Source organism: Endozoicomonas sp. PH6C (genome assembly GCF_059322965.1).
Genome location: NZ_CP185342.1, coordinates 666,144 through 692,884, shown reverse-complemented (window position 1 = coordinate 692,884; position 26,741 = coordinate 666,144). Strand labels below are relative to the sequence as shown.

Here is a 26,741-nt window from a genome sequence, read left to right as displayed (position 1 = left end):
CCCCCATGTGTGTTTTTTATACATCCGGTATGCGAAACCGGCGTATTCTAACGGTTTCGTTCCCAAGCTGGAAGCAGTCACTTCATAAAGCCATGTTCAGCAAGAAAACCGGCTGTCAGGCTGGCAGGAGCCGATTCACTCTGTTCCCTGAGGCTCGGGTCCATTAGCCTTTCCAGATACCTGGCCAGCAGATCCACTTCCAGATTGATTTCTGTTCCTGCCCGGTACCCGGCAATAATGGTTTCCTGCCGGGTATGAGGCACGATGTTCAGGGCAAAGCGACAGCCATCCACCCTGTTTACCGTTAAACTGACACCATCTATCGTGACTGACCCCTTATGGGCAATGTACCGGGCCAGATGAGCGGGAGCCTCCACCCAATAGACCGTCGAACGACCCGAGGGTTCGATGGAGACAATTTTACCGACACCGTCGACATGACCACTGACCAGGTGGCCACCCAGCCGGGTTGAAGGCGTCATAGCTTTTTCCAGATTCAGGGCAGAACCGACAGCCTGTCCCGAAAGCGTTGAATTTTCAAGCGTTTCCAGGGAAACATCGGCTACATATCCCTGTCCGGTCAATTCCACCACAGTCAGGCAGACGCCATTGGTGGCAATACTGTCACCCAGTTTTACATCAGAAAGATCCAACGAACCAGAGTTGACCGTTAACCTCAGATCACCAGAGCGGGGTTCTACTTTCTGCAGGCTACCAACAGCCTCGATAATGCCTGTAAACATGAATAGTGAATCTCAGTAATCAGTGTTCTGTTTAAACGTTGCCTTAATAAGCCAGTCATCGCCAATAGCACGGATATCAGAGATATTAAGACCCAGCTTTTCTGACATAAACTGGAATGGAAGGTTCAACAATGGCCGGGCTTCTGACCCCATCAAGATCGGGGCCATAAAGATATTCAGCTCATCCACCAGTCCTTCACTGACAGCGGCTCCGGCAAGGATAGCTCCTGTTTCCAGCAAAACTTCCTGGCAATCTCTTTGAGCCAGTTCGCTCATTAATGCGTTCAGGTCCACCTGTCTGCCGACGTTCAGCCTGATCACTTCAGCACCGGCAGCCTCCAGCTGTGCCTGTCGGCTCTGTTCTGCCTGATCCGTGCAGACAATCAGAGCCCTGCCGGGCCCGGTGACCACTTTCGCGTCGACAGGGGTTTGCAGGGATGAATCCAGAACCACCCTTAATGGTTGTCTGCGGGCCAGTTTTTCAGCGTCTGGCAGCCCCAGCTCTTCAGCTCTGACTGTTAATGAAGAATTATCATGAAGAATCGAGCCAACACCTGAAACAATGGCACAGCTCTGCGCCCGGAGCTTTTGAACTTCACTGCGGGCATCGGGTCCGGTAATCCACTGGGATTCACCACTCTCCATAGCCGTTCTGCCATCGAGGCTCATGGCCAGCTTGAGTCGGACGAAAGGTTGCCCGCTCATCATCTTTTTGATGAAGCCAGGATTCAATGCTCTGGCTTCGGCTTCAAGAACACCGGATTCAACCTCAATGCCGACGTCACTCAGCCTTTTCAAACCACGACCGGATACCGAGGGGTTAGGGTCTTCCATAGCAGCGACCACCCGGCTCACCCTGGCCTTGATCAGCGCTTCTGCACAGGGCGGCGTTTTTCCAAAATGACTGCAGGGCTCAAGGGTGACATAGACCGTTGCGCCCTTAGCCCGGTCACCTGCCATTTCCAGGGCACGCACTTCAGCATGGGGCTCGCCCGATCGCTCATGAAAGCCTTCACCAACAATGACGCCATCCTTCGTGATCACACACCCTACCCTGGGATTTGGCATCGCGGTGTATAACCCTTTGCGTGCCAGTTGCAGCGCACGAGACATCATTTCGTGATCAATGGCAGACGCCATGGGACCTTCTCCGGGCTCAGTAAGAAATGGGGCCAGTTTATATGAATTTGTCTCCGGCATCACTCACTGGTGAAAGCGCCCAATAAAATTTAATGAGGATAATACTCACTTCTCAGTGCCCCTTCCCGCAAGTAGAATCAGCCTACTGCAAATGAGAAGAGTTGAGAGCAAGCAAATGCAACAACTTCGATTTCACCATGTCGGCATACCCACCCGCGAAAAGCTGTCGGAAGACTGCTATAACAAGGAATTGAAGCATCATGCCACCGGGTATTTCGAAACCCCTTATGGTGTTGAGTGGATGAATTTTGATGACGACAATACATTACCGGAAATTATAAAAACCACACCCCACATTGCCTTTGAAGTGGACGACATTCAGGAAGCCATAAAAGGAAAAGAAGTCATTCTTGAGCCCACCTCTCCGGCAGAACATGTCACAGTGGCTTTTATCAAAGATGGCAGGACGCTTGTTGAGCTGATTCAGTTTGACCGGCCAGAAAGTGAGATCTGGCCACATCCGGAAAAATTCCTGCTAAAGTAAGCCGCCAGGGTCTTTAGCAGGATACTTTCGGTTAAGAGATTCAGTCAAAGGCCCATATCGTCTTAAGTCCGGGCTGACAAAGGAGGCCATGGACGCAACTCTTCAGCCTCAATCCAGGCTTTTACCCAACCTTCCGGCTCTGGAGACCAGTCTTCCCTGCCCATGACTTTTCTGACTCGCTCAGTGGCCACTATCCGGCCCTTCTCGGTGACGGCCGTTCTTAACAGGATTGATGAAGCCGGTTCCCCTTTGACCCACATGGACTGGATAATATAAACCCATCGCTCTTCCATCGCAGCCACCTGAGTGTACATAGTTACTTTGTCGAACATCCGGACCCGCTTTCGATAACGAGTGGTACTGCCAGCAACCACCAATCCCCAGCTCTCTCTTTTGAGGACATCAGAGAGCCCACACTGAATCGAAAGAGTAAACCGGCCCAGATCATAAAGCGTCAAAACCCGACCATTGTTCATTTCCATGAACAGATCTAAATCCCATGGCATACAGCGAAAGCAGTTTTCACTGACAGCATCGACGGAAATTTTGGGCGCTTTTTTGGCTTTACGGATTGCGGTCAGCAGTCGAATGAATGGATACATACTCAAATCTTCTAGTAATTATGCCGAGCATCATAGCCATTCAAACAGTAGAAAGAAACAAACGTTTAAAACTGAGTCATTCACGCTTGTTAATCAATAGCTCAAAGTCTGTTCGAAGCTGATTTGTTGTCTAGACTATCCTAGATAGCTTTCAGCCCTGTATGAGATGTTTCATGGCTGAGAACTAAGCGCATGCAAGTGATGACAGGACATAATGACAGCCCCCCCTCACAAACGACGTACCCATTGATGAAGTCTGTCGGGAAAATGACAAGCCCGGAGATAAGAGAGGGAGAGGCCAGGAAAACAAGACCTTCTTCCGGAGTAAACTATGAAAAAATTATTATTTATTATTCTATGTTGGCTAATGACCAGCCCAGTATTGGCGTTACCTGCTATTAAACCAGCTCCTCTCAATAAGGGTGATACCGTTGCCTTAATTTCTAGCGGCTTTCGTGTTAATAACGCCCAGGATGTGCAATTTGCAACAGAACGACTCGAGGCACTGGGCTTGAGCGTTATCTACGGTAAAACTATTTTTCAACAAACCGGATATTTTGCAGGTACTGATCAGGCACGAGCTGCTGATATCAATGACATGTTTGCCAATCCAAAAGTAAAAGCCATTATCGAGTTGCGGGGCGGCTGGGGGTCAGCGCGAATACTGGAATATTTAGATTTCCCTTTAATCAAAAAGCATCCCAAGATTTTTATGGGTTTTAGCGACATTACCACCTTGCTGCTAGCCATCCACCAGAAAACCGGCTTAATAACGTTTCACGGCCCGATGGCTGCAGCTTACCCCTGGACACAATACACCGTTAATTATTTAAAGAAAATTCTCTTTGAAGGTAATGCCATTACCATGAGCAACCCCATCATCAAAAGTGATGATTTAACCCGTACTGTTGCCAGGATTCAAACTATTCGCCCTGGCATTGCCACAGGGGAAATTCTGGGTGGCAACTTATCCGTTTTAGTTTCTATGCTGGGAAGCCCCTACTTACCCAGTTTTAAAAATAAAATTCTGTTTTTGGAGGATACCGGTGAAGATGTTTATCAAATTGATCGCATGTTAACCCAGTTACAAACTGTCGGTATATTAAAAGAAATCTCTGGTTTTATTTTTGGTCAATGTATAAATTGTAATGCCAAGGTTCCTTATGGCTCTTACCGCTTGCAGGAGGTGTTAAAACAACATATTTCACCCTTGAATATTCCAGCCTGGAATGGAGCAATGATTGGCCATCAGGCCAGTATATTTACCATTGGTGAAGGTGTGAAGGTTCGTATCGACGCAAATAAAGGTACTATTACGATGCTGGAACCTGCCGTCAATCCCTGAGACGAAAGTTTTGTACCGAAACTGCCTGTTCTAAAAGCCGGAAACTGAGAACAGACCACCAAAACAGATACTAAGCCATATTTGTATGGCAGCACTTCGGTAATTCCTCTGGATATCATTCTCATAGCTCAATATACTGCCCCCTCACTCGGGGGAGTAGCCTGCCTGACAGACAACAGGTGTATGCGTCAACATCATTGGTCATTCGACTGTGGCGTATACGGCAGTGTAACAACACATTGCCTGGCGAGACTCGGTTGACAGCACTGGTTTATGAGGGCCTGGTGATTGTTGACTGTGTCAAAAGCCCTCTCGCCTGTTGATATGATTGAAATTCTTTCCTTAGTTGTCGCCATAGCCGTGGGCTTTGTTGTTCTGTCCGCAAGTGCTGATCGTTTGATCGAAGTCGCTTCTACCCTGGCCTCTCGACTGGGTATGTCCATTCTGACCATCGGTATGACCATTGTTGCTTTTGGTACTTCTGCACCAGAGCTTTTGGTATCGTCTGTTGCCGCGTTGGACGGTTCTGCCGGTATCGCCATTGGCAATGCCCTGGGCTCCAACATCATCAATATCGGCCTGGTGCTGGCATTGTGCGGAATTATTTATCCATTGGTAGTCAGCCGTCGTATTATTACCCGTGAGTTGCCCCTGTTAGGGCTGGTCCTGGCATTCACAATGGCTCTGATAGTGGATGGCGACCTCAGCCAGATGGATGGATTTATCCTGGCCGGAGCCCTGGTGGCCTATTGCTTCTATCTGGCAAAACATTCCGGTGGTGACAGTGAAGATGAAGAAGAAGTGGTTATTCTCTCAATCTCTACCGCCAGGGCCGTTGTGGAAAGTCTGGTGCTGCTGGCTCTGCTGATGGGCAGCTCAAAGCTGCTGGTTTGGGGTGCCAGTGAACTGGCCCGTTCATTCGGTATCAGTGAAATGATTATCGGCCTTACCGTCATCGCTTTCGGAACCAGTCTGCCGGAAATGGCTGCTGCTTTGGCCAGTGCTCGAAAGGGTCTGTTTGATCTGGTGATGGCCACCGTTATTGGCTCCAACATATTTAACCTGTTAGGCGTTCTGGCATTTCCCGGGATTCTCACTGGCGGACTGGAAATTGATTCAACTGTCCTGCAGAGGGATGGTCTGGCAATGACCGGTCTTACTGCGCTTCTGGCGATTTGCATACTAACCAGCCTGTCAATGGATCGCGACGAAACCAGCACTTCTTCATCCATGACCTTGGGAAGATTGGCATGCAGCAGGTTACCACGCTTCAAGAGCGCCATTATTCTTGCAGTATTTGCCATCTATATGGGTGTGCTGGCCCTGTCAATCATTGGCTGATGAACGAAAAACCCTACAATGAGGTCAGCAATGGCCTCATTGTTTATCAATGGTTTCCAGTCGTTCAATTTCTTCCCGGAATTCATTCAGGTCCTTGAAGTGACGATAAACAGAGGCAAACCGGATATAGGCTATTTCGTCCAGCTCCCGAAGTACACGCATCACTTCTTCCCCCAAAACCAGGGATTTTATTTCCCGCTCACCGGTGGCCCGAAGCCGATGCTTGATCCGGTTCACAGACTCTTCAATCTGTTCCATGCTGACAGGACGCTTTTCCAGAGCTTTGGATATGCCTGCCCTTAGTTTTTCTTCATTGAAGGGTTCACGGGAACCGTCTCTTTTGACCAGCCTGGGAATCAACAACTCTGCCATTTCATAAGTCGTAAATCGTTCACTACAGGTCAAACATTCACGACGACGGCGAACCTGGTTACCGTCTGCCACCAGGCGGGAATCAATGACTTTGGTATCGACAGCGTTGCAAAAAGGGCAGTGCATGGGTAAGAGAAACGTTTTTCAGAGTGAGTCTTCCATCATAATTCACCCCTGAAAAATTACCAAGACTTTGCAGAATGAAGTGATTCTGTGTGGGTAAGCCGCTGACCCGGTTCTCAGGTCAGCGGTCTTACTTTGAAAAACAGCCCTGGATCATCTGTAGACAGGCAGACGCTTGCAGATTGCCAAAACCTTCGCCTTCACATCCCCGACAACCTGTTCATTACCAATGTTTTCAAGTACGTCACAGATCCAGCCTGCCAGAGCAGCAGAATCCTCTTCATTGAAACCACGGCGGGTAATGGCCGGAGTACCAATACGCAGACCACTGGTGACAAATGGAGAGCGAGGATCATTTGGAACAGCATTCTTGTTGACCGTAATGTTAGCTTCACCCAGAGCCGCTTCGGCGTCTTTACCTGTGTACTCTTTACCGATCAGATCCATGAGGAACAGATGGTCGTCAGTGCCGCCGGATACAACCTTGATGCCGCGCTCGAGCATAACCCGGGTCATCGCCTGAGCATTTTTAACGACCTGCTGCTGGTAAGTCCTGAAGTCATCGGACATGGCCTCTTTGAAGCAAACCGCTTTAGCTGCAATCACGTGACACAGAGGACCACCCTGGGACTCGGGAAATACCGCAAAGTTGAACTTTTTGTTCAACTCTTCATCATCGTTAGCCAGGATCAGACCGCCACGGGGACCACCCAGGGTTTTGTGAGTCGTTGTCGTAACAACATCGGCAATGCCTACCGGAGACGGATAAACACCGGCAGCAACCAGACCAGCCACGTGAGCCATATCAACCAGCAGGAAAGCACCTACCTTGTCGGCTATATCGCGAAAACGCTGCCAGTTCACAACACGGGAGTAGGCCGAGAAGCCTGCAACGATCATTTTTGGCCTGTGTTCATCCGCCAGACGCTCAACTTCTTCGTAGTCGATCTCGCCGGTTTCAGGATTCAGGCCATACTGAACCGCTTCGTAAATACGGCCAGAAAAGCTGACCTTGGCACCGTGAGTCAGGTGGCCACCATGGGCCAGGCTCATACCCAGAACCTTGTCACCGGGCTTGATCAGAGCCATGTAGACCGCCGCATTGGCCTGGGAGCCGGAATGAGGCTGAACGTTAGCGTAGCTGGCACCAAACAGCTCTTTGGCACGATCAATAGCCAGCTGTTCAGTGACATCAACATGCTCGCAGCCACCGTAGTAGCGCTTGCCCGGATAACCTTCTGCGTATTTGTTGGTCAGGACAGACCCTTGTGCTTCCATCACTCTGGGGCTGGTGTAATTTTCGGAAGCGATCAGTTCGATGTGCTCTTCCTGGCGAACCGCTTCAGCATCGATGGCAGCCTTGAGTTCAGGGTCGAACTCAGCGATGGACATGTCCTTTCTGAACATTAATGATTCCTCGGAATGTTGCCTGTTAATGAGGTTTTTCGGCGACCATTCTAATACAGCTGTTCAGGATTTCGTATCGAAAAAGTTTCATGTCAATTTGAGCGAGACTCATGGGCTCTGGCTCAGCTTTCTGGCAGCCAGTCCTCAGTCATGATCTGATCAAAGCTCCAGGGGGAGTCAGTCGGGAAATCATCGGGCTTACATTTCATGTCAGCCGCTGCATCTCTTTTTGCAGACCGATAGGCTTTTGGCAAGACCTCATCAATCTTACTGTTTAGGCCAGGGTTATCTTCGAGTAGATCTAAGATGGCACCTCGTTGTTTAGCGATACTGACCAGCCAGCTCCTGTACCAGTCCGTCATTGTGTGCTGATCGTCTTTTCCGGACTGCATTTGCCATTTCAGCAGGTGCAAGAGCAATTCTTTAACACAACTGCGTAAAGCCTGATACTGAGCCTTACCCATGTCTTCAATTTCCTCTACCAGATTGGCAATATCAAGCTCATTGAAACGACCTTGCCTAATCAACTCGGCCTGACGATACGACCAGCTATAGAAATCAGTGTCATACAGGTTTTCCATAAAAATACCTCCATTGCACTAACACTGTAGGCAAAGAACGGAAGGGAATCAAAATGAAGCATGCAGAGGCTGACGCCTTTGCGGAGTAAGTACGAGCATACAGAAATGCCTCAAAAGTGCTATTATACGGAGGCTTCAGTCAAACCTATTATGGATGCCTAAATTGTCACAATACGTCTATACCATGAACCGGGTGAGCAAGACTGTTCCCCCGAAGCGCCAGATTCTTAAAGACATTTCCCTCTCTTTTTTCCCCGGTGCCAAAATTGGCGTCCTGGGTCTGAACGGTGCCGGTAAGTCCACTCTGCTGCGCATCATGGCTGGTGTCGATCAGGAATTTGATGGCGAAGCCCGTCCACAACCCGGTCTGAACGTTGGTTACCTGCCTCAGGAGCCGCAACTGACACCCGGTAAAACAGTCCGTGAAGTGGTGGAAGAGGCACTAGGTGAAATCAAGGAAGCCCAGGACAAGCTGGAAGCAGTTTACGCAGCTTACGCTGAGCCCGATGCGGACTTTGACGCCCTGGCGACAGAACAGGCCAGACTGGAAAACATTATTCAGGCGGCCGATGCCCATAACCTGGAGCGCAAACTGGACGTCGCTGCCGACGCTCTGCGTCTTCCCGAGTGGGACGCTGTCGTAGACAATCTGTCAGGTGGTGAACGCCGTCGTGTAGCTCTTTGCCGCCTGTTGCTCTCCAGTCCCGAAATGCTGCTGCTGGACGAGCCCACTAACCACCTGGATGCCGAGTCAGTGGCCTGGCTGGAGCGCTTTCTCGTTGAATATCCGGGAACCGTTGTGGCTATCACCCACGATCGTTACTTCCTGGATAACGCAGCGGGCTGGATTTTGGAGCTGGACCGTGGCCACGGTATACCCTGGGAAGGTAACTACAGCGACTGGCTGGAGCAAAAAGAAGCCCGACTCGAGCAGGAAAGCAAGCAACAGGACGCTCATCGAAAAGCGATGCAACAGGAACTGGAATGGTCCCGCTCAAATGCCAAAGGTCGCCAGTCCAAATCCAAAGCACGTCTGGCACGCTTTGAAGAGATGCAGTCCCAGGAATTTCAGGCCCGTAACGAAACCAACGAAATCTACATTCCACCCGGCCCACGTCTGGGTGATAAGGTTCTGGAATTCAATCATGTTTCCAAAGGCTTTGGTGATCGGCTGCTGATCGACGACCTGAGTTTCAGCATTCCCAAGGGTGCTATTGTCGGTATCATCGGGGGTAACGGTGCTGGTAAAACCACCCTGTTCAAGATGATTACCGGAGACGAACAGCCTGATTCCGGAAGCATCGAACACGGCGAGACGATCAAAATCTCTAATGTTCAGCAGATGCGTGACGAGCTGAAAGACGACAAAACTGTTTTTGAAGCGATCTCCGATGGCCAGGACATTCTTCGCATCAATGGCTACGAAATGCAGTCCCGCAAATACATTGGTCGTTTCAACTTCAAAGGCGGTGACCAGCAGAAGCGTGTGGGTGAGCTCTCCGGTGGTGAGCGCGGTCGACTGCAATTGGCCGCGACACTGAAAGAAGGCGGCAATGTACTGCTACTTGACGAACCCTCCAACGACCTTGATGTTGAGACCCTGCGTGCACTGGAAGATGCACTTCTGGCCTTCCCGGGCTGCGCCATGGTGATCTCTCACGATCGCTGGTTCCTGGATCGCGTGGCCACACATATCCTGGCTTACGAAGGCGATTCCAAGGTCACCTTCTTCGAGGGCAACTACACCGAGTACGAAGCCGATCGTAAAGAGCGTCTTGGTGAAGAGGCAGCAGGCCCTCATCGAATGAAATACAAGCGTATTGATGCCTGATTGCCAGCCGACTAGGAGCCTGACCGAGAATAGCGCCCGTAGCGAGGACGGCAGAAAATTGAGGATGAAAATTCGGTTTTGTAAGGAGAATAGCGAGCTATTTGACGAACAAAAGCGGATTTTCAGACCAATTTGCTGCCGCCGCACGACTGCATGGATGCAGGAGCTAGAGCAACGCAGGAGCAGTTGCCGCGAAGGGCAGTCTATTCTCGGTCAGGCTCCTAGGAGCCTGACCGAGAATAGCGCCCGTAGCGAGGACGGCAGAAAATTGAGGATGAAAATTCGGTTTTGTGAGGAGAATAGCGAGCTATTTGACGAACAAAAGCGGATTTTCAGACCAATTTGCTGCCGCCGCAGTAGGGCAGTCTATTCTCGGTCAGGCTCCTAGAGCGTAGCTTTCTGGCTGCGCTCTTCAGACACCACGCTTTAAAAGTCAGCACTGCGTCATTCGTCCGGTTACTCAGCCATTGACTGAGACCTGAGAGTAGGTCCCCTGTAATATGAAAAAACGACGAATGTCTGCTTCAACCGATCGACAAAGCCCCGAAAAGAAATGGAAACATTTGTTTTCGGGGCTCTCAATTTGTCTGGCTGCGCTCTAAAAGTTGCTGCGGCCATGCAAGGGAACAACTTTGACTTTGAATCTACTAAGTTCAGCCATTGGATCTCCAGCGTTGAATAATGGCAGCTTCTCATCAAGTTTATTTGAGTAGTCGATAACACAATCAGTGTTATATCCACTTAGTTGCGGAACTTGTGAAATTATTTCATTTGGATTTGTCGTTCCATCCAACTGTTGTATTATCAGCCCCTCTGCGGAATTTTCACCTGCGTATATCCTCATCCCCCTACCCATAATGAAGAATGGTTCATCGGCTCCCAACTCTGTTGCAACCTTCAGTGCTGATCTTAATTTTATATAGTGGATTCTTTTTCCATCAATTGAAATTGGTGGATTCAACCTGAATTCCTGTTCGTAAAACAGCAATCCTTCTTTAGTTCGAACGCACTCCATTGTCTTCTCTGCAAAGGCTTCGAAAGACATGCACATAATAACTATTGGCAATATCAGATAGGATTTAAACATCTCATAACCTTTTGAACAACGTGTTTAAAATAATACACATTTGTTTTTTTTCAACATCAACCGAGACCCGGTACAGTAATGCTCTTCAGCACTTCCGGCTACTTGCTTTTTAAGCGGTCACGAACGAAAAAGTACTTAAGAGCCGTTTCTTTTCAGACCCTGACCGCTTAATCCCGAATAAGAATAGAACTTTCCTAAGATTCATCTAGTCTTCTCACTTCTGCAAAATAATTCAGGATTTATGGCTATGCTGTTTAAGGCACTCGGTAGTTTGCGTCTTGGTTTGATGTGCACTATTACAGGCTCAATACTGTCAAATAGTGCACAAGCTTCCGGAGCGGTTTTTATTGGGAGAATGGGAGGCTTGGAAGTACAGGTTCAGGGAGATAAGGCCCTGTTTAAAAACAACGAAATGCTTCACAAAAGCAACCCGTTGTCTCTGGCAATGGATAACAAAGGCATTCAAAAAATAGAAATAGAAGCGGACAAGATAGAAATTTACAAAGATAAAAACAACTTGCCAGACACCATTTATTTTCCACTACTGATTGAGCCAACCCCATCGGCCACAGGCATTCAAACCATTGACCAAACCAGAGGGCTACAACTACTGAACGACAGCGTTATATCACTGGCAACCACCGTAATCGATAAAACCATCGTTCTTTCTACACCCACTCTGTACGCCCCGCCAACGGAATACAACTCTAAAACGATCGCTTATTCTGAGCTGGAACTCTATCAGGAGACTCAAAATACATTTTATGCGACAGCTTCTATTCCTATGCTGACCCCTGTGTCCTCAGCGGCATCCGAGGGGGATTATATTGACCTTGATTTTGAAACTCGGGATACCATCAGGGTTTACCCAAAAGGAAAGGACTCTGACTCCACATCCGGTTTTTTTGAGCAGATTATCAGAAAAGTGCCTGATAGCCCTGAGAAAAAAAGCGAAAACGGAGGGCAACAGGAAAAGCAAACGACCAATTCGTCCGGTGATGACCCCAACTCGGAAGACACTACTTCAGAAGACACTACTACAGAAGCGACAACAGATTCCTCGACCACAGTCGAAACTGCTTCAACCCCCACACAGCGATCGGAAGCCTCAGCGCTGGATGAAAAAGCTGATCTAACGCCGAAGCCTCTATCTGAAAATTTCAACACGTATCACTCAATAGAAAACAGTTCGAATCAAATCGTGCTTGATGCCATTAGAGCATTCATTGAAGAAAATGATGAACAGGATCTTTCATGGGTCGTACTTGAAAAAATTCACGGCTGCAACTACAGCTTCTGGACGGACGGCAGCATTGTTAAGGTGGGTAGAAGGAATGATTGGATTGGTGAAGATGAAAACTTTTTTAACCACCGCCCGGTAAATGAACAATACAGAGAAATGATTCTTGATATGCACCGGAAGTTCTGTAAAGAAGGAGACATTTTAAATGTTACGGGCGAACTCTACGGCAAATCTATTCAGAAAGAAATTTTTTATCAGGATAATATAAAATTTGCGGCTTTTGACATCTTCGTCAACAAACAAAAAATAGATTATAACACTTTCAAACAGTGGACTTCAGCCATTGGTATCCCTACGGTTACAGAGATAAAAATATGTGACTCCCTTGAAAGTGCTCTTTCTTTCAATCCGGTTTTTACAAGTTTTCATAGTCAAACCGGTGATGTTGCAGAAGGTGTTGTTATTAAGCCTGTGCAGCCTAAATTTTTAAAATACCACAAACCTGTCATTTTAAAAATAAAAAACCCGAGATTTGCTGAAACCAATTTTAAAAAAGCACTTCCTAACGAAAATAAAAAAATAAAGCAAGAGAATCAGATTATACTTTCCTCACTTCTTGCAAAAGTAACGGAAAACCGTCTTTGTTCTGTTACTTCAAAATCAGATAAATTAACAACAAAAAACACTAATAAAATTAAAGGCGAACTTGTTAAGGACATTTTAGATGAATATGAAAGAGAGAATGAGCTAGCTGCCAAGAGTAAAGTAAACGATAACAAACAGTGGAAACTTATAATTTCTGAATTATTTAAAGCCGCATATCAACTGATAAATGATCGGCCTGAGACGTTTCAATAACCGGGAAAGCCTGTTGACTAGTTTGACTCGTTCCTATGCCGGTTCATGGTAATGAGTCATTCTTTGTGAAACTCTATAGCCAAACCTCACCCCTCGATAAGAGTTAACTACGAATTGAAAAAATCACACCAAATGAAAGAATGTCTTTGAAAACCTTTTTCTAGATGTTACTCATCCCAATTTTCAGTACAATTGATTGAAGAGTTTTCATAACGCATATAATTACGTTCATATAAAAATGGTCTCAATACCCCCTCAAAGACTTTTCTAAAGGCATATGGGAAGCGTGATAATTGTAACTGTGGCGTTATAGATAATATGGTAATTAAAGCAGTAATTGTTAGCACCGGAAAAAGATCAAATAATGCTTTATTTAATTCCTGGATGTTCGTTATATTTCTCTTTAGCTCAGCCCGTGTATCTTCTGGCAAGAGAAACCAGTAGAAAAAAATAAAATAATGGTTAAATAAACAACTATCTCTCGCATACGTATATATAGTATTGCAATCAATATGGTAAGAACTACCTAAACCAGCATTCGGGTCAGCTCCATATACTAATAATAAAAAAATAATCTGCATGCTTTCTGTCTCAAAAATGGCTGGATGGAAAGAAGAATAGCCAATAAATCTAATACAAAAAGCAGACACATTGGGATCAGCCCCATTTTGAAGTAAATGAAGTATCATCTCAACATTTCCATGCTGAAGAGCTGCCACTATTGGATAGACAGCCTCTTCATAGATTTCTTCATCTTCAACTACTCCATCGAACTCCCTTACATTAATATCTTTTCCTTGCGTAACGAGCAGAGTAACTTTCTCCTTATCTGCACTTTTTATGGCATCTAAAAACTCTCCGGAATAAACATAAATTGGATATAAAAAAAACGCATCTTAATAAACCTGAAAAATTGTAACCCAGTGCAATATAGCACCGAAATCATGAAACAACTAAATGAGCAAAAATCCCCACTGACTAAAGACTTTTAATTGCGTACAATACGCAGTCCGAGAAACGTCACCTTCGCTTCGCAAGACGATAAAACAGCAAAGCCCGGGAGTAGGAAAGTGATCAGCAAACTGAACCAACAGGCCGTCAATGCCACCAGCGCAGAAGGGACGCTGTATCAGAATTTTGCCGATCGGCTGGCCAGCTCCGGATTCCAGGGCGATATAGAGCTGGGCTATGCAGAACGGACTGTACTGGCCACTGACAACTCGATCTATCAGGTGTATCCGGCAGGTGTCCTATACCCCAAAGGCACCGAAGATCTGAGCACAATGTTGTCATTGGCTAATGAACCTTCTTTTCAAACGGTTGTACTCTCTCCAAGGGGAGGAGGTACCGGCACCAACGGCCAGTCACTAACCTCGGGATTTATGGTAGACACCAGTCGCTATATGAATCAGGTTCTGGAGATCAACCCTGAAGAGCGCTGGGCAAGGGTTCAAAGCGGTACCGTCAAAGACTATCTGAATGATCTGGCTGCAAAGCACGGACTGTTTTTTGCCCCGGAACTGTCCACCAGCAACCGGGCGACAGTGGGTGGCATGGTAAACACCGATGCCAGTGGTCAGGGGTCAGTTGTCTATGGCAAAACCCGCCATCATGTCCTTGAACTGACCTCGGTCTTTGCTGATGGCACCGTATGGAACTCATCACCACTGACAGAACAGGAGCTTGATGAAATCTGTCAGCGCGAAGACCGTGCAGGGCAGGTTCACAAAACGGTGATTGAAGCCTATAACCAGAATAAAGATCGTGTCGAAACCATCTTTCCAAAGCTCAACCGTAATCTCACCGGCTACGATCTGGCCAATATCCGCAGAAAAGATCCTGTGAACCCTGAAGACGTTGGCAAGTTTGATCTCAATGCCATTCTTTGCGGTTCTGAAGGGACCCTGGCCATGATCAGTGAAATCAAGGTCAACCTTCTGCCTATACCCGACACCTCTGCACTGGTTCTGATGTTCTACTCCAGCTTTCAGGAATCGCTGAGGGATGCCCAGTCCCTTATGCAAGCGACTCCAAGCTCGGTTGAAACCATTGATTCCAAAGTTCTGTCGCTCGCCAAAGCAGACAGTGTCTGGGAGAGCGTCAAAGAGTACTTTCCGGATGATGTTGATCAAATAGACGGCATTAACTTTGTTGAATACACCGGCCAGTCGCAAGCCGATATTGAAAAAGGTATTGAACGCTTAAAAGCAGAGTTGGACAAGCCATCGGAAATCCAGCGGGTGGGTCACAGCGTTGTGACAGGAACTCCAAACGTTAAAAAGATCTGGAATATGCGCAAGCAGTCCGTGGGATTGCTGGGCAACATGGAAGGCGACGCACGACCTATACCCTTTGTAGAAGACGTTGCCGTGCCACCAGAGAATCTGGCTGCTTTTATCGCTCGCTTCCGGGCGTTACTGGATAGCCATAACCTGTCTTATGGCATGTTTGGTCATGTCGACGCCGGGGTTCTCCATGTAAGACCCGCCATTGATATGAAAGATCTTGAGCAGGAGGTTCTGGTCAGAACCATCAGTGATGAAGTCTCTGCGCTGGCGAAAGCCCATGGTGGCGTCCTTTGGGGAGAGCATGGCAAAGGCGTTCGCTCTGAATACGCACCCGACTTTTTTCAGGATCTTTACCCGGTACTACAAAACATCAAAAGTGCTTTCGACCCCCATAATCAGTTGAATCCGGGAAAAATAGCGACACCCTCCACCCGGGCATCAGAAACCCTGCTGAAAATTGACGGTGTGCAAACCCGTGGCCAGCTGGACAGAACCATCGAAAGAAAAGCCTTCGATGCTTTTACCCATGGCATGTATTGCAATGGCAATGGCGCCTGCTTTAATTACAACCCCAACAGCGCCATGTGTCCAACCTGGAAGGCCACTCTGGATAGAACTCAATCACCCAAAGGCCGATCAGGACTGGTACGTGAATGGTTGCGACTGCAAAGCGCGGCGGGCAGCAACATCTCTGAAGCAATGGACGAAGCTCGCCAGTCCGGAATTTTCTATAACGCCATGGACAAGACCCGCAACAGCATTGCCAAGCTGCGAGGCAAGGAAGATTTCAGTCATGATGTTTATGAAGCACTGGACAGCTGTATGAGCTGTAAGTCCTGTGCAGGTCAGTGCCCCATTCAGGTGAATGTGCCTGACCTGAGGTCCCGGTACTTTGAGCTTTACCACACTCGCTACCTGCGCCCTGCTAAACATCATGCTGCTGCCATGTTGGAACCCGTTCTGCCAACACTGGCAAAAGCCAAATCTGTTTACAACCGTGTGGCCAACTCGGGTTTGATGAACAAGCTTTCGGCCAAAACGTCCGGTCTTCAGGATCTGCCGACTATCACCAGTGCATCCCCTCTGGAAGACAGCTGTCGTTCTGGTGCCTCCGTGGCCTCAGACAGTCTGCTTGCTTCCATGACAGAAAAAGAGCTGGCTCGAACGGTGGTGATTGTTCAGGACGCCTTTACCAGTTTTTTCGAAACTCCGGTATTGACTGACCTGGTCGAGCTGTTGGTCAGACTCGGTTATCGTCCTCTCGTTGCGCCCTATAAACCCAACGGCAAAGTGTTGCATGTCTATGGTTTTCTGGGGCGTTTTGAGAAAGTCGCGAAAACCAATGCCAGAGCACTCAAAAAACTGGCCGATAAAGGTGTAGCCCTGATAGGGATTGATGCTGCCGTTACCCTGACTTATCGCGATGAATACCATGAGATCATGAGTGAAGAAGCTCCCAAAGTGCAATTACTCTCGGAATGGTTTGCCAGTCAGGCAGATACCATTCGTGAGCTTCAGTTAAATCTGAATGGTGAGTTCAAGCTGCTGGGGCACTGCACGGAAACCACGAATGCGCCAGCAGCACCGGCACAGTGGCAAAAGCTGTTTGCCGCCTGTGGACTAAAACTGACTTACCAGGCTACTGGCTGTTGCGGTATGGCGGGTATCTACGGACATGAAACCCGTAACCAGGAAACGTCCCGCAAGCTATACGACATGAGCTGGAAACCTGTGATCGAGAATCCTGACAACCAGGATCAACTGTTGGCTACCGGCTACTCCTGTAGAAGTCAGGTTAAGCGTTTTGGGAATACCGAGATTCCTCACCCGGTCTCAAGGCTGTTGGCCTTGATGAACGAGTAAAATAACAGTGCTCAACCCACTGCCAACAGCTCTGACAGCTCATTAGGATTCTCAATCAGATCAGCCAGCGTGCAACCTTCCAAAACCACCATGAATGCTGACACAGGGGGTCATCGTACTGATTCGTGAGCAGATTGAAATCCCGGGCGCTCACCAGGATTCGGCCCCCACAAGGAAATCTGATCTGTGCTGAAGAGTGCTCAGGGCGCTCTCCTGCTGACGCCTTTTTGTCATCTCCACTCACTGTTAAAGCTTATCTAAATGCTGAATCAGGTTTCTGACTCTGATCCTGACTCTGTTTCTGTTGCTAGATTCTTGATAAAGAGGTTTTAAAACAGGGAAGTAAACAATGACTCAGGGTCTTTATAAACAGGTTCGGGATCTGACGCTAGATCGTAATAAGTTTGCACCGGGTACCAGGGTTGGACTCAATGACCAATACGAACTGGTGGAAGTAATAGCCAGCTATAAAGACTGGATTGTCACTCATCCGGACCCGGTTCGCCTGAGAAACCTGCTCGGCTCGCTGATTCAATCAGCCCAGGATGTGAATCAATACCTCAACCTCAGTGATCGTTCCGCCTCAATGCTTGAAGCAAAGGTAGCGGGAGAGCTGGACTTCTCAGTACTGACCAAACAGGTCGCAGCATTCCTGAAAACCCCCGCCTGTCAGATCATTCGTACCAGAGAGCAGCTCAATAATCTGCTGCAAGCTTCCGTCAAAGCCAAAAAAACCGGGAAAAATATTCAGGTCGAACTGAAACAAACCCTGCATGAAGGCTTTTCAAGATTCTGCGACCTTATGGACGTCAGCGATCTCAACCAGCTTGTCGGATTCTACAGAACAGCACTGTTTGAATGGCTGGATGAATTCAGTCATCTGTGCGCAACTCAGGGCGATCTGAATGACCTGTATCAGACCACCCGAAACTGTTTTGATGCCTTCACCAAAGACCTTATTACTGAGACTCAGGGCAATGTTGTCACGCCTTCTTCTGCCAAGGCAGCGAATCAGGTTGCAAAAGATGAGAAGCGACAGTGGGATGATAATGCCGAATCACTGATTGAAATGGATGGCTGGTTGCAATCATCCAACACTGAAAATCTGGAACGACTGCTGAAGAAGATCCGTCAGGATAAAGATCTTGGTGACAGGTTTCTGAAAGTTAAAGGGTTTGAACTCAGATCCCGTCTGGAAAAATGTCCTGACGCCGTAGCTATGGACCTGAAGAACATGAAGCTTTCACTGGATGATCACCTCCTGCGCATTGCAAAGCCTCAGCGCAAGAAACAAGATCCTCTTTATCAAATTGTTCTCTCTATTGCCCGGCAGCAGAGCACCGACATTATTGCCCGTCTGCCACAGGATGATCCTGACATGATGGGTCTTGGTCTTTATCTGAAATACCCGAATGTGTTGGCTCGATGTAAGTCAGCCCTCGTGCATCAGCTCATTCTTCTGATTCAACTCAGCCCGGAAATGGAAGAGCACTATATTACCGTAGCCTCAAAACATTATCTGAGGCACCAGAACGGCTTGATGGTTGCCCGGTCACCGCTTTTGTGCAAAGCCACCCGAAGTACACTGCTACTGTCTGACTTTACCCAGGAAAAAACTATCACTCTGGAATTCATCAAACATTACCCAAAAGCGGCTCTGGACATTGAGCCGACTGTTTTTAAAAAACTACTTGCTCACCCTGATCTGGTCGACTTCTGGCCCGGGTTTATCGCAGAAAATGCGACCCGGCTCAGTATTGAAAACTGGCAACAGCTCTTTTCTGGAAACCCTTCCGGTTTTCATAAATTGATCACCCGACAAATGTCAGCAACACCTCCCGTGGTTTGCCGGTTTCCCAACGCTTTCGCAGCTCAGGTAAAGAGCTTCCTGAAAAACAACCCGGATATGTTAAGCAAAGTACTGAAGTTACCCAGACAGGTAGAAAGTGCTGGTTACAGAACGTTGATAGCCATCGCCCAATCACTCTCTTTTGAAATTGCCACCCTCTCGGAAATCAAACCTGATTCAGGTTTGAAATCAGAGGAAATTGGCAGCTCAAGTCAATACTGAATCATAAACGACGATGGACAAATGAACTCGGCATCGCAGGCAAGACCATGCCTGCGGCCGAAACACGGCCTGAAGCCAAGGTTGTATGAGTAGAGGTGTTTGGTATCGACAGTTGAAATAAAAATTGTCAACTAACGCCAAAAAACTGCTGATAAGGCCAGTGTTGTCATGAATACTCCGGGCGTTAATTACTTAGAAGACATTTTCTAGCACGGTGAAACCTTTGTTTTTGAAAAAATACTTATTTTCTTGATCTATCAATTTTCTGGTCTAGCCTCTCAATTCTTAAAAACACAAAACAGATGTAAGGATAAAGCTTTGAAAAAGCCATTTTCCAAGGCACTGCTGTTATTGCTAATATTGCTGCCTGTTACCTGTAATGCCAAATCTTTTAAAAGACATTTTATTGTCGAGTTTGAACAAGATGGAGGCGTTCCAGAAAGGAGTTTTTTCATAGAATACAATAAAAACACATTGTCGTACGATAAGTCATACTCTGCCGAAACAAATGATGACTCAGGATCAATTTTTCCGCCTGATCACAAATCATACAGACTTGGCGATTATGGAGAAACAACGCCTCTTATTGAATCAATCCCGTGGGAATTGATTTATGTCGCTCATCTGCTGGTTGCTTACAAGCTGGTTCTGACCACCAGCGCCCCGCTTCTGAGCGCCAAACCCTATTCATGGATACCCGCAGAAGCGTTTGTCGCTGTCGGCATACTTTTGAAAAGCTATTGGAACTCCAATTCATCGCTGTTTAACCCGGTGGATCAACTGGAGACAAGTCAGGATCATCCGTTTGCGATCACCACTATGGTGCTTCCGGGACAGGATCAAACAGAAAATGGCCAACAAAACCAGGCATCAGCATCATCCGGTCAGCAGGCCTCAGGAACAATCACCCGTAAAGGCTTTTTCGCCAGGCTTCTGTCTCGCGGCTCTGGCGAAGGCAAAGAAAACCCCGAACAACATCAGCATACTTTCGGCTTAAATTGTTACGTCGATTCCTGTAATGGCGTTTGTCAATTCCGATCACAAGCTGATAGCAGCGGGCAACCTGATACAGGTGAGGAGTGCCCCATATGCTTTGAAATGTTTGGAAAAGTAACTGTGACTCCCTGTTGTTCGAATAAAATTGACACACACTGTTTAAAAGAGATATTTCTGAGCACTTCACCAGGGTCAACGAAAACCTGTCCATTTTGCAGAAGAGATCTGTCTTTCCTGGCAGAATCACCGGATTTTGCAGCAAGTGTAGAATCACAGCAGGACTTAACAGTTGCTGATAACAAGCCTTCGGGTATCAGTTCCTCACAAACGGCCTCTTTCACTAACACTATGAGAGCACTTGATCTAGCAGTCTGCGAGGTGATCCTAATGGACGGGATTGGCAGGGTGTTGCCATGTGGGAAGGTCTGCAAAAATCACGCAGCCCTGGCCAATCATGTATCACACTGCCACTTTCGCCGATGAAACTGTGACGTGGCCAGAGAGCCCCCTCTATGATTGGAGCGGGGAATTTCATACCAATCGATCATTTTTTCTTGATTTAACAACGTTCTGATCTAGCCTCTCTATTTCAAAAAATACGAAATAGATATTAAGGATGACCCCTTGAGAAAACCATTTTCTGCGGCATTGCTGTTCTTGCTGATGTCGTTGTCTGTTATCTGCTACGCCGAACCTTACAACAACGCCCTGAGTGCCAACCTTATTCATGGATACCGGTAGAAACGTTTGTCGCCGTCGGCATGCTTTTGAAAAGTGATTGGAACTCCAATTCATTACGGTTCAACACGGCGGATCAACTGGAGGCCAGTCAGGATCATCCGTTTGCCATCACCACTATGGTACTTCCCGGACAGCGTCAACAAATATGACCAGCAAAGCCAGGCATCAGCATCATCCAATCTGCGGGCCTCAGGAACAACCAAACGTCTTAAAGCTTTTTCGCCAGGCTCCTGCCTTGCCGCCGCGACGGTGAGGGGAACCCTGAACAACCCCAACATACTTACGGTTTGGATTGTTATGTCGATTCCTGTAATGGCGTTTGTCGATTTCGATCACCCACTGATAGCAGAATGCTACCTGAAGCAAGTGACGAATGCCCTATATGCTGTGAAATGTTTACCAATACGATTCTTACTCTTTGTTGTTCGCAGAAAATTGACAAACACTGTTTGCAAGAGGCATTTAAGAAAACCGGGAACACCTGCCCATATTGCAGAGAAGATTTGTCTTTTCTAGCTCAATCACCGGATTTTTCTCCAAGTGAAGCAGATGGGGAGTGCCCTATATGCCATCAAATGTTTAGAGATGATGTGCTTGTGACTCCCTGTTGTTCGAAAAGAGTCGAGACATGTTATCTACTGGATGCTTTGTTATGGTCGGAGTCGAGACAGTGCCCATTTTGCACAGCAGGCAGTTTATCAGTATTACGATCATTAGGTTTTGTAGCAAGCGCAGAGGCACCGCAGGACTTAACAGGTTCTGTTAACGGAGACTTGCCAATAGTTGGCGAGGACGGGCCATGTCAAAGAGTCTACAAGTACGTCAGAGACCTGATCGGGTATCTCGAATAAATATACCCCTGATGAGTTTCTGGTCTAGCCTCCACATTCTCAAAGACACAAAATAGCTGTCAGGTTAAACCTTTGAAAAAACCGTTTTCGGCGGCACTGCTGTTATTGCTAATGTCGGTGTCTGTTATATGTTCTGCGGAACCGTTAAAAAGATATTTTATTGCCGAGTTTGAACAGGATGGAGGCGTCCCAAAAGGGAGCTTTTCTATAGAACGCAACGGTAACGTTGAAACAACATCTTTTATTGAATCGATATCGTGGGAGCTGATTTATGCCACTCATCTGCTGGTAGTCAAAAAACTGCTCCTGACCACCAGTGACAACCCTTTGAGCGCCAAACTTTATTCATGGATACCATTAGAAGCGCTTGTCGCTGTCGGCGTGCTTTTGAAAAGCTATGGGAACCCAGATTCATCTCTCTTTAATCTGGTGGATCAACCGGAGGCAAGTCAGGATCAACCGTTTGCGATCACCACTATGGTCCTTCCGGGACAGGGTCAAACAGAAAATAGCCAACAAAGCCAGGCATCAGCATCATCCGGTCAGCAGGCCTCAGGAACAATCAACCGTCTTATAGGCTCTTTTGCCAGGCTTCTCTCTTGCCACCGCGACGGTAATGGAGACCCCGAACAACATCAACATACTTACGGTATAGATTGTTACGTCGACTCCTGTAACGGCGTTTGTCAATTCCGACCACCAGCTGATAGCAGAGAGCTACCTGAAGCAAGTAACGATTGCCCTATATGCTTTGAAATGTTTACCAACGTGATTGTTACGCCCTGTTGTTCACAGAAAATTGATAAACATTGTTTACAAAATATATTTCAGACAGCTGCGGAAATCTGCCCATATTGCAGAGTAGATCTGTCTTCATTAGCAAACTCACCAGATTTTGCATTACGCGAAGAGGCACCGCAGGACTTGTCATGTTCTTGCAACGAGTCCCGGGGGATCAGCTCCTCACAAACGGCCTCTTTCGATAGCCATTCGAGAGCGCGTGGTCCAATAGCTTGCAACGCGATCACAATCGACGAAAATGACTGTCTGCGGCAATGTGGGTTGGTTTTCAATACTCAAGCAGCCCTGAGGGTTCATATAGCGAGAATCCACCCCCCGTTCATGAACCTGTTTCGTGACCATGACAGGGGGCAACCCTGAAGCTTCTGGTAGACAGGTATTCTAAAAAAACTGACTGATTGCACAAACGACTCTTGCTGTCATGACTGTGAGCCATGTGCGAGAAAGGCTTCAGACTCGCAACAAAGAGATGGCGCTTTAAGTTGGAGCTGACACAAGGACAGGCTACCATAGAGTTTTATCTGAAACCTTCTAATGGCCAAAGCAAAATCCAGAAAAGCCTATGTCTGCACTGAGTGCGGCAGCGAGTCCTCCAAGTGGCAAGGGCAATGTCCAGACTGTAAAGCCTGGAATACGTTCAAAGAGGTCAACCTGGGACCTGCGGCTTCCCCCTCTATTGGTGCCGTCAATAAATCAGGCTTTGCAGGCACCCTCAGTGGTCTTCAGACCCTGAGTGAGGTGGATGTTGCTGAAGCGCCCAGGTTCAGCAGTGGCACGTCAGAGTTTGATCGGGTTCTCGGCGGTGGTTTTGTCAAAGGCAGTGCTGTCCTGATTGGCGGCCATCCGGGGGCTGGCAAGAGTACCATCCTGCTTCAGGTCCTGTGTCATGTTGCCCAGAGCATGAATGCCCTTTATGTCTCCGGTGAGGAATCACTGCAACAGATTGCAGCCCGGGCCAAACGCCTCGACCTGCCTGCCGATCGCCTGAAGATGCTGGCAGAAACCTCAGCCGAAAATATTGTCGCTGTGGCCGAACAGGAGAAGCCAGGGGTTATTGTTATCGACTCTATCCAGGTCATGTATATGAACGGTGTGGATGCGGCTCCCGGAGGCGTTGCCCAGGTCAGGGAGTCCGCTGCCTTCCTCACCCGTTTTGCCAAACAGACAGGCACTGTCTTATTGTTGGTGGGCCATGTGACCAAAGATAATTCTCTGGCAGGCCCCATGACCCTGTCCCATATTATTGATACCCAGATCATGCTTGGAAATACTGATGATTCACGCTTCAGGGTTATGCGGGCAACCAAGAACCGATTTGGTCAGGTGAATGAGCTGGGCATCTTTGCCATGACGGAAAGGGGCATGAAAGAAGTCAAAAATCCTTCAGCCATTTTCCTGTCCCGGGCATCTGAGCCCACCTCAGGCAGCATTATCAATGTTTTGTGGGAAGGCACCCGCCCTCTTCTGGTGGAAATTCAGGCACTGGTCGTAGACTCGCAGCTAGGCAACCCAAGACGTGTAACAGTGGGACTGGATCAAAACAGGCTGGCCATGCTGCTGGCGATACTGACTCGACACGGGGGTATTTTTACCAGCGATCAGGATGTCTTTCTCAACGTGGTAGGGGGCGTGAAAGTCACAGAAACCAGCGCCGATCTGGCCGGTTTGCTGGCAGTCGTTTCCAGCCTGCGTGACAGTGCTCTGCCCCAAGACCTTTTTGCCTTTGGGGAAGTGGGCCTTGCGGGTGAAATCAGGCCCGTTGCCAATGGTCAGGAACGCCTGATTGAAGCGGCCAAACATGGTTTCAGAAGAGCCATTGTTCCGGCAGCAAACAAGCCCAGAAAACCCATTGAAGGATTAACTGTTGTCGGTGTTCACAAACTGTCCGAGGCACTGGAGGCTATCTGAATTATCCGGGTCGACACTCATCCTGTTATAATCCGGCGAAATGTTTGAAATCAGGTTAGAACATGCTCAAAGGTCTCTACGGTGTAACCGACAGCCAGCTTCTCCCCGACGATCGTATTCTACTGGAAGCGGTTGAACAGGCTTTGATGGGCGGCATGAAAGTACTTCAGTACCGAGACAAAAGTCTGGATCATGAAAAGAGGTTCCGTCAGGCCAGTACTCTGAGGGTGCTCTGCCACACTTACGGGGCCCTTTTGATCATCAATGATGACATTGAACTGGCTGCAGAATCGGAAGCAGACGGCGTGCACCTGGGACAACAGGATGAATCCATAAAATCCGCCCGAAAAAGGCTCGGGGAATACGCTATTATTGGTATCAGCTGTGAAGGATCTCTCGATCTGGCCCACAAGGCTGTTGAGGAGGGTGCCGATTACATTGCCTTTGGACGTTTTTTCCCCTCACATACCAAGCCTGACGCCAAGCCTGCCGAGCCGTCACTTCTGCCTTCTGCCCGGGAGACCTTTGAAGTCCCTGTTGTAGCTATTGGAGGAATTACTGTGGATAATGCCCCGCAGCTCATAGAAGTGGGTGCTGATATGGTGGCAGTGGTTCATAATTTATTTGCTTCCACAGATATTCAGAGTCGTGCCCGCAGTTTTACTGAATTGTTTTAATCAGGAATAGATCATGTCCCTTCCCCATGAACGCTCTAGCACTCTGTTTACTGAAGCCCAGGCTGTCATCCCGGGGGGAGTCAACTCACCGGTCAGAGCGTTCAAGGGTGTCGGTGGCAAGCCAGTCTTCTTCAAAAGTGCCAAAGGTGCCTATATTCAAGATGTCGATGGCAACAGCCTGATTGATTATGTGGGTTCCTGGGGTCCGATGATTCTCGGACATAACCATCCGGATGTTGTCAGCGCCGTTCGCGACCAGGCTCTGGATGGAATGAGCTTTGGTGCGCCCACAACCCTGGAAACCGAGCTGGCTCTGAAAGTCCGTGAAATTTTTCCCTCCATGGAACTGCTCAGAATGGTGAGCTCGGGCACCGAAGCCACCATGAGTGCTATTCGTCTGGCCAGGGGCTTTACCGGCCGTGACAAAATTGTCAAGTTTGAAGGCAACTACCATGGCCATTCTGACTCACTGCTGGTAAAGGCTGGCTCTGGCGCACTGACTCTGGGAGTGCCAAGTTCTCCGGGAGTTCCTCAAGCTCTGGCAGAAAGCACTATTACACTGACGTACAACGACATTGACTCTGTTAAACAGGCTTTTGCAGAAACAGGCAGCGAAGTGGCCTGTATCATCGTCGAACCAGTGGCCGGTAACATGAACTGCATTCCCCCGGTCAAAGGTTTCCTTGAAGGTCTGAGAGAAGTATGTAGTGAGTACGGCGCCCTGCTAATCTTTGATGAAGTCATGACCGGATTCCGTGTTGCCCTGGGTGGAGCACAGGCTCACTATGGCGTAAAACCAGATCTGACGACACTGGGTAAAATCATAGGTGGCGGTCTGCCAGTGGGTGCTTTTGGTGGCCGAAAAGAGGTCATGGAGCACCTGGCTCCACTGGGACCGGTTTATCAGGCCGGCACCCTGTCTGGTAACCCGTTGGCTATGGCCGCAGGGCTGGCGACACTGAGAAACCTGAGCCGTCCAGGCTTCCACGCAGAACTTACCGAAAAAGCAGCGAAGTTGCTGGCAGGCTTCAAGGAGAAAGCCTCACAACATGGTATTCCCCTGCAAACCTCTCAAGTGGGTGGTATGTTTGGTTTATTTTTCACTGACCAGCCTCGCGTCGACCGCTTTAATCAGGTAATGGCCTGCGATGGAACCTTCTATGGTCGCTTCTTCCACGCCATGCTGGATGAGGGAGTCTATCTGGCTCCCTCCGCATTCGAAGCCGGATTTATATCCGAAGCTCATGGTGATCTGGAGATTCAGAAAACCATAGAGGCTGCGGATCGTGCTTTCCTTCACTGTCGATAAGGTAATCAATTGACCGTGA

Annotated in this window: 20 protein-coding genes and 1 riboswitch; of the genes, 12 read left to right on the top strand and 8 right to left on the bottom strand. The window is 48.1% G+C overall.

What is annotated here, in order from left to right:
• Nucleotides 1-77 precede the first annotated feature (77 nt).
• The gene (locus ACOMG9_RS02810; protein ID WP_448215678.1) at nt 78-743 is read right to left on the bottom strand and encodes a riboflavin synthase; all 666 of its coding nucleotides are present in this window, start codon (nt 741-743) and stop codon (nt 78-80) included.
• Between the two features lie 12 nt (nt 744-755).
• Nucleotides 756-1,883 carry a bifunctional diaminohydroxyphosphoribosylaminopyrimidine deaminase/5-amino-6-(5-phosphoribosylamino)uracil reductase RibD gene (gene ribD, locus ACOMG9_RS02805; RefSeq protein WP_448215677.1) on the bottom strand — a complete coding sequence of 376 codons (1,128 nt, stop codon included), beginning with the start codon at nt 1,881-1,883 and terminating at the stop codon, nt 756-758.
• Nucleotides 1,884-2,058: 175 nt separating this feature from the next.
• On the opposite strand from ribD, the gene ACOMG9_RS02800 reads away from it, so the two are divergent.
• On the top strand, nt 2,059-2,427 hold the full coding sequence (locus ACOMG9_RS02800; RefSeq protein WP_448215676.1) for a VOC family protein: 369 nt from the start codon (nt 2,059-2,061) through the stop codon (nt 2,425-2,427).
• Nucleotides 2,428-2,489: 62 nt separating this feature from the next.
• Here the strand turns inward: ACOMG9_RS02800 and ACOMG9_RS02795 are convergent, their stop codons facing one another.
• On the bottom strand, nt 2,490-3,029 hold the full coding sequence (locus ACOMG9_RS02795) for an acyl-CoA thioesterase (protein WP_448215675.1): 540 nt from the start codon (nt 3,027-3,029) through the stop codon (nt 2,490-2,492).
• A gap of 331 nt (nt 3,030-3,360) precedes the next feature.
• Between ACOMG9_RS02795 and ACOMG9_RS02790 the strand changes: the two genes are divergently transcribed.
• Together ACOMG9_RS02790 and ACOMG9_RS02785 are read left to right on the top strand one after the other, a co-directional pair.
• On the top strand, nt 3,361-4,374 hold the full coding sequence (locus tag ACOMG9_RS02790; RefSeq protein ID WP_448215674.1) for a S66 peptidase family protein: 1,014 nt from the start codon (nt 3,361-3,363) through the stop codon (nt 4,372-4,374).
• Nucleotides 4,375-4,513: 139 nt separating this feature from the next.
• Nucleotides 4,514-4,619, top strand: a riboswitch (yybP-ykoY riboswitch).
• A gap of 52 nt (nt 4,620-4,671) precedes the next feature.
• Entirely contained in the window at nt 4,672-5,715 is a 1,044-nt protein-coding gene (locus ACOMG9_RS02785) for a calcium/sodium antiporter (RefSeq protein WP_494529718.1), read from the top strand.
• A 36-nt stretch (nt 5,716-5,751) separates the two neighbouring features.
• Here ACOMG9_RS02785 and nrdR read toward each other — a convergent pair whose 3' ends face one another.
• The 3 genes from nrdR to ACOMG9_RS02770 form a co-directional block, all read right to left on the bottom strand.
• Nucleotides 5,752-6,213, bottom strand: coding sequence for a transcriptional regulator NrdR (gene nrdR, locus ACOMG9_RS02780; protein ID WP_448215672.1), 462 nt, complete (start codon nt 6,211-6,213; stop codon nt 5,752-5,754).
• Between the two features lie 150 nt (nt 6,214-6,363).
• Nucleotides 6,364-7,617 carry a serine hydroxymethyltransferase gene (gene glyA, locus ACOMG9_RS02775; RefSeq protein ID WP_494529717.1) on the bottom strand — a complete coding sequence of 418 codons (1,254 nt, stop codon included), beginning with the start codon at nt 7,615-7,617 and terminating at the stop codon, nt 6,364-6,366.
• A gap of 122 nt (nt 7,618-7,739) precedes the next feature.
• On the bottom strand, nt 7,740-8,198 hold the full coding sequence (locus ACOMG9_RS02770) for a DUF29 domain-containing protein (RefSeq protein ID WP_448215670.1): 459 nt from the start codon (nt 8,196-8,198) through the stop codon (nt 7,740-7,742).
• A 163-nt stretch (nt 8,199-8,361) separates the two neighbouring features.
• On the opposite strand from ACOMG9_RS02770, the gene ettA reads away from it, so the two are divergent.
• On the top strand, nt 8,362-10,029 hold the full coding sequence (gene ettA / locus ACOMG9_RS02765; RefSeq protein ID WP_494529716.1) for an energy-dependent translational throttle protein EttA: 1,668 nt from the start codon (nt 8,362-8,364) through the stop codon (nt 10,027-10,029).
• A gap of 598 nt (nt 10,030-10,627) precedes the next feature.
• Here ettA and ACOMG9_RS02760 read toward each other — a convergent pair.
• Nucleotides 10,628-11,116: a hypothetical protein gene (locus tag ACOMG9_RS02760; RefSeq protein ID WP_448215668.1), complete on the bottom strand. Its 489-nt coding sequence runs from the start codon at nt 11,114-11,116 to the stop codon at nt 10,628-10,630.
• A gap of 241 nt (nt 11,117-11,357) precedes the next feature.
• Here ACOMG9_RS02760 and ACOMG9_RS02755 point away from each other — a divergent pair, with 241 nt between their 5' ends.
• Nucleotides 11,358-13,217 carry an RNA ligase family protein gene (locus tag ACOMG9_RS02755; RefSeq protein ID WP_494529715.1) on the top strand — a complete coding sequence of 620 codons (1,860 nt, stop codon included), beginning with the start codon at nt 11,358-11,360 and terminating at the stop codon, nt 13,215-13,217.
• Nucleotides 13,218-13,384: 167 nt separating this feature from the next.
• Here ACOMG9_RS02755 and ACOMG9_RS02750 read toward each other — a convergent pair whose 3' ends face one another.
• The gene (locus tag ACOMG9_RS02750) at nt 13,385-13,936 is read right to left on the bottom strand and encodes a hypothetical protein (RefSeq protein WP_448215666.1); all 552 of its coding nucleotides are present in this window, start codon (nt 13,934-13,936) and stop codon (nt 13,385-13,387) included.
• Nucleotides 13,937-14,287: 351 nt separating this feature from the next.
• Between ACOMG9_RS02750 and ydiJ the strand changes: the two genes are divergently transcribed.
• From ydiJ to hemL, 7 genes are all read left to right on the top strand, one after another.
• Complete coding sequence (gene ydiJ / locus ACOMG9_RS02745) at nt 14,288-17,368, top strand: D-2-hydroxyglutarate dehydrogenase YdiJ (protein WP_448215665.1); 3,081 nt, start codon at nt 14,288-14,290, stop codon at nt 17,366-17,368.
• Nucleotides 17,369-17,717: 349 nt separating this feature from the next.
• Nucleotides 17,718-19,439, top strand: a complete 1,722-nt coding sequence (locus ACOMG9_RS02740) for a hypothetical protein (protein WP_448215664.1) — start codon at nt 17,718-17,720, stop codon at nt 19,437-19,439.
• Between the two features lie 318 nt (nt 19,440-19,757).
• Nucleotides 19,758-20,918, top strand: a complete 1,161-nt coding sequence (locus ACOMG9_RS02735) for an RING finger protein (RefSeq protein ID WP_448215663.1) — start codon at nt 19,758-19,760, stop codon at nt 20,916-20,918.
• A 1,181-nt stretch (nt 20,919-22,099) separates the two neighbouring features.
• Nucleotides 22,100-23,188: an RING finger protein gene (locus tag ACOMG9_RS02730; RefSeq protein WP_494529714.1), complete on the top strand. Its 1,089-nt coding sequence runs from the start codon at nt 22,100-22,102 to the stop codon at nt 23,186-23,188.
• A gap of 174 nt (nt 23,189-23,362) precedes the next feature.
• Nucleotides 23,363-24,736 (top strand): DNA repair protein RadA, encoded by a 1,374-nt coding sequence (gene radA / locus ACOMG9_RS02725; protein ID WP_422136821.1) that lies wholly within the window; start codon nt 23,363-23,365, stop codon nt 24,734-24,736.
• A 62-nt stretch (nt 24,737-24,798) separates the two neighbouring features.
• Nucleotides 24,799-25,413, top strand: a complete 615-nt coding sequence (gene thiE, locus ACOMG9_RS02720) for a thiamine phosphate synthase (protein ID WP_422136820.1) — start codon at nt 24,799-24,801, stop codon at nt 25,411-25,413.
• A 13-nt stretch (nt 25,414-25,426) separates the two neighbouring features.
• Nucleotides 25,427-26,722, top strand: coding sequence for a glutamate-1-semialdehyde 2,1-aminomutase (gene hemL, locus ACOMG9_RS02715; protein WP_422136819.1), 1,296 nt, complete (start codon nt 25,427-25,429; stop codon nt 26,720-26,722).
• Nucleotides 26,723-26,741: the final 19 nt, after the last annotated feature.

Bases quoted from the DNA above. Each gene is read 5' to 3' on its own strand.
- ACOMG9_RS02810 (WP_448215678.1), bottom strand. From the start codon at position 743: ATGTTTACAGGCATTATCGAGGCTGTTGGTAGCCTGCAGAAAGTAGAA.
- ribD (WP_448215677.1), bottom strand. From the start codon at position 1,883: ATGGCGTCTGCCATTGATCACGAAATGATGTCTCGTGCGCTGCAACTG.
- ACOMG9_RS02800 (WP_448215676.1), top strand. From the start codon at position 2,059: ATGCAACAACTTCGATTTCACCATGTCGGCATACCCACCCGCGAAAAG.
- ACOMG9_RS02795 (WP_448215675.1), bottom strand. From the start codon at position 3,029: ATGTATCCATTCATTCGACTGCTGACCGCAATCCGTAAAGCCAAAAAA.
- ACOMG9_RS02790 (WP_448215674.1), top strand. From the start codon at position 3,361: ATGAAAAAATTATTATTTATTATTCTATGTTGGCTAATGACCAGCCCA.
- nrdR (WP_448215672.1), bottom strand. From the start codon at position 6,213: ATGCACTGCCCTTTTTGCAACGCTGTCGATACCAAAGTCATTGATTCC.
- glyA (WP_494529717.1), bottom strand. From the start codon at position 7,617: ATGTTCAGAAAGGACATGTCCATCGCTGAGTTCGACCCTGAACTCAAG.
- ACOMG9_RS02770 (WP_448215670.1), bottom strand. From the start codon at position 8,198: ATGGAAAACCTGTATGACACTGATTTCTATAGCTGGTCGTATCGTCAG.
- ACOMG9_RS02760 (WP_448215668.1), bottom strand. From the start codon at position 11,116: ATGTTTAAATCCTATCTGATATTGCCAATAGTTATTATGTGCATGTCT.
- ACOMG9_RS02755 (WP_494529715.1), top strand. From the start codon at position 11,358: ATGGCTATGCTGTTTAAGGCACTCGGTAGTTTGCGTCTTGGTTTGATG.
- ACOMG9_RS02740 (WP_448215664.1), top strand. From the start codon at position 17,718: ATGACTCAGGGTCTTTATAAACAGGTTCGGGATCTGACGCTAGATCGT.
- radA (WP_422136821.1), top strand. From the start codon at position 23,363: ATGGCCAAAGCAAAATCCAGAAAAGCCTATGTCTGCACTGAGTGCGGC.
- thiE (WP_422136820.1), top strand. From the start codon at position 24,799: ATGCTCAAAGGTCTCTACGGTGTAACCGACAGCCAGCTTCTCCCCGAC.
- hemL (WP_422136819.1), top strand. From the start codon at position 25,427: ATGTCCCTTCCCCATGAACGCTCTAGCACTCTGTTTACTGAAGCCCAG.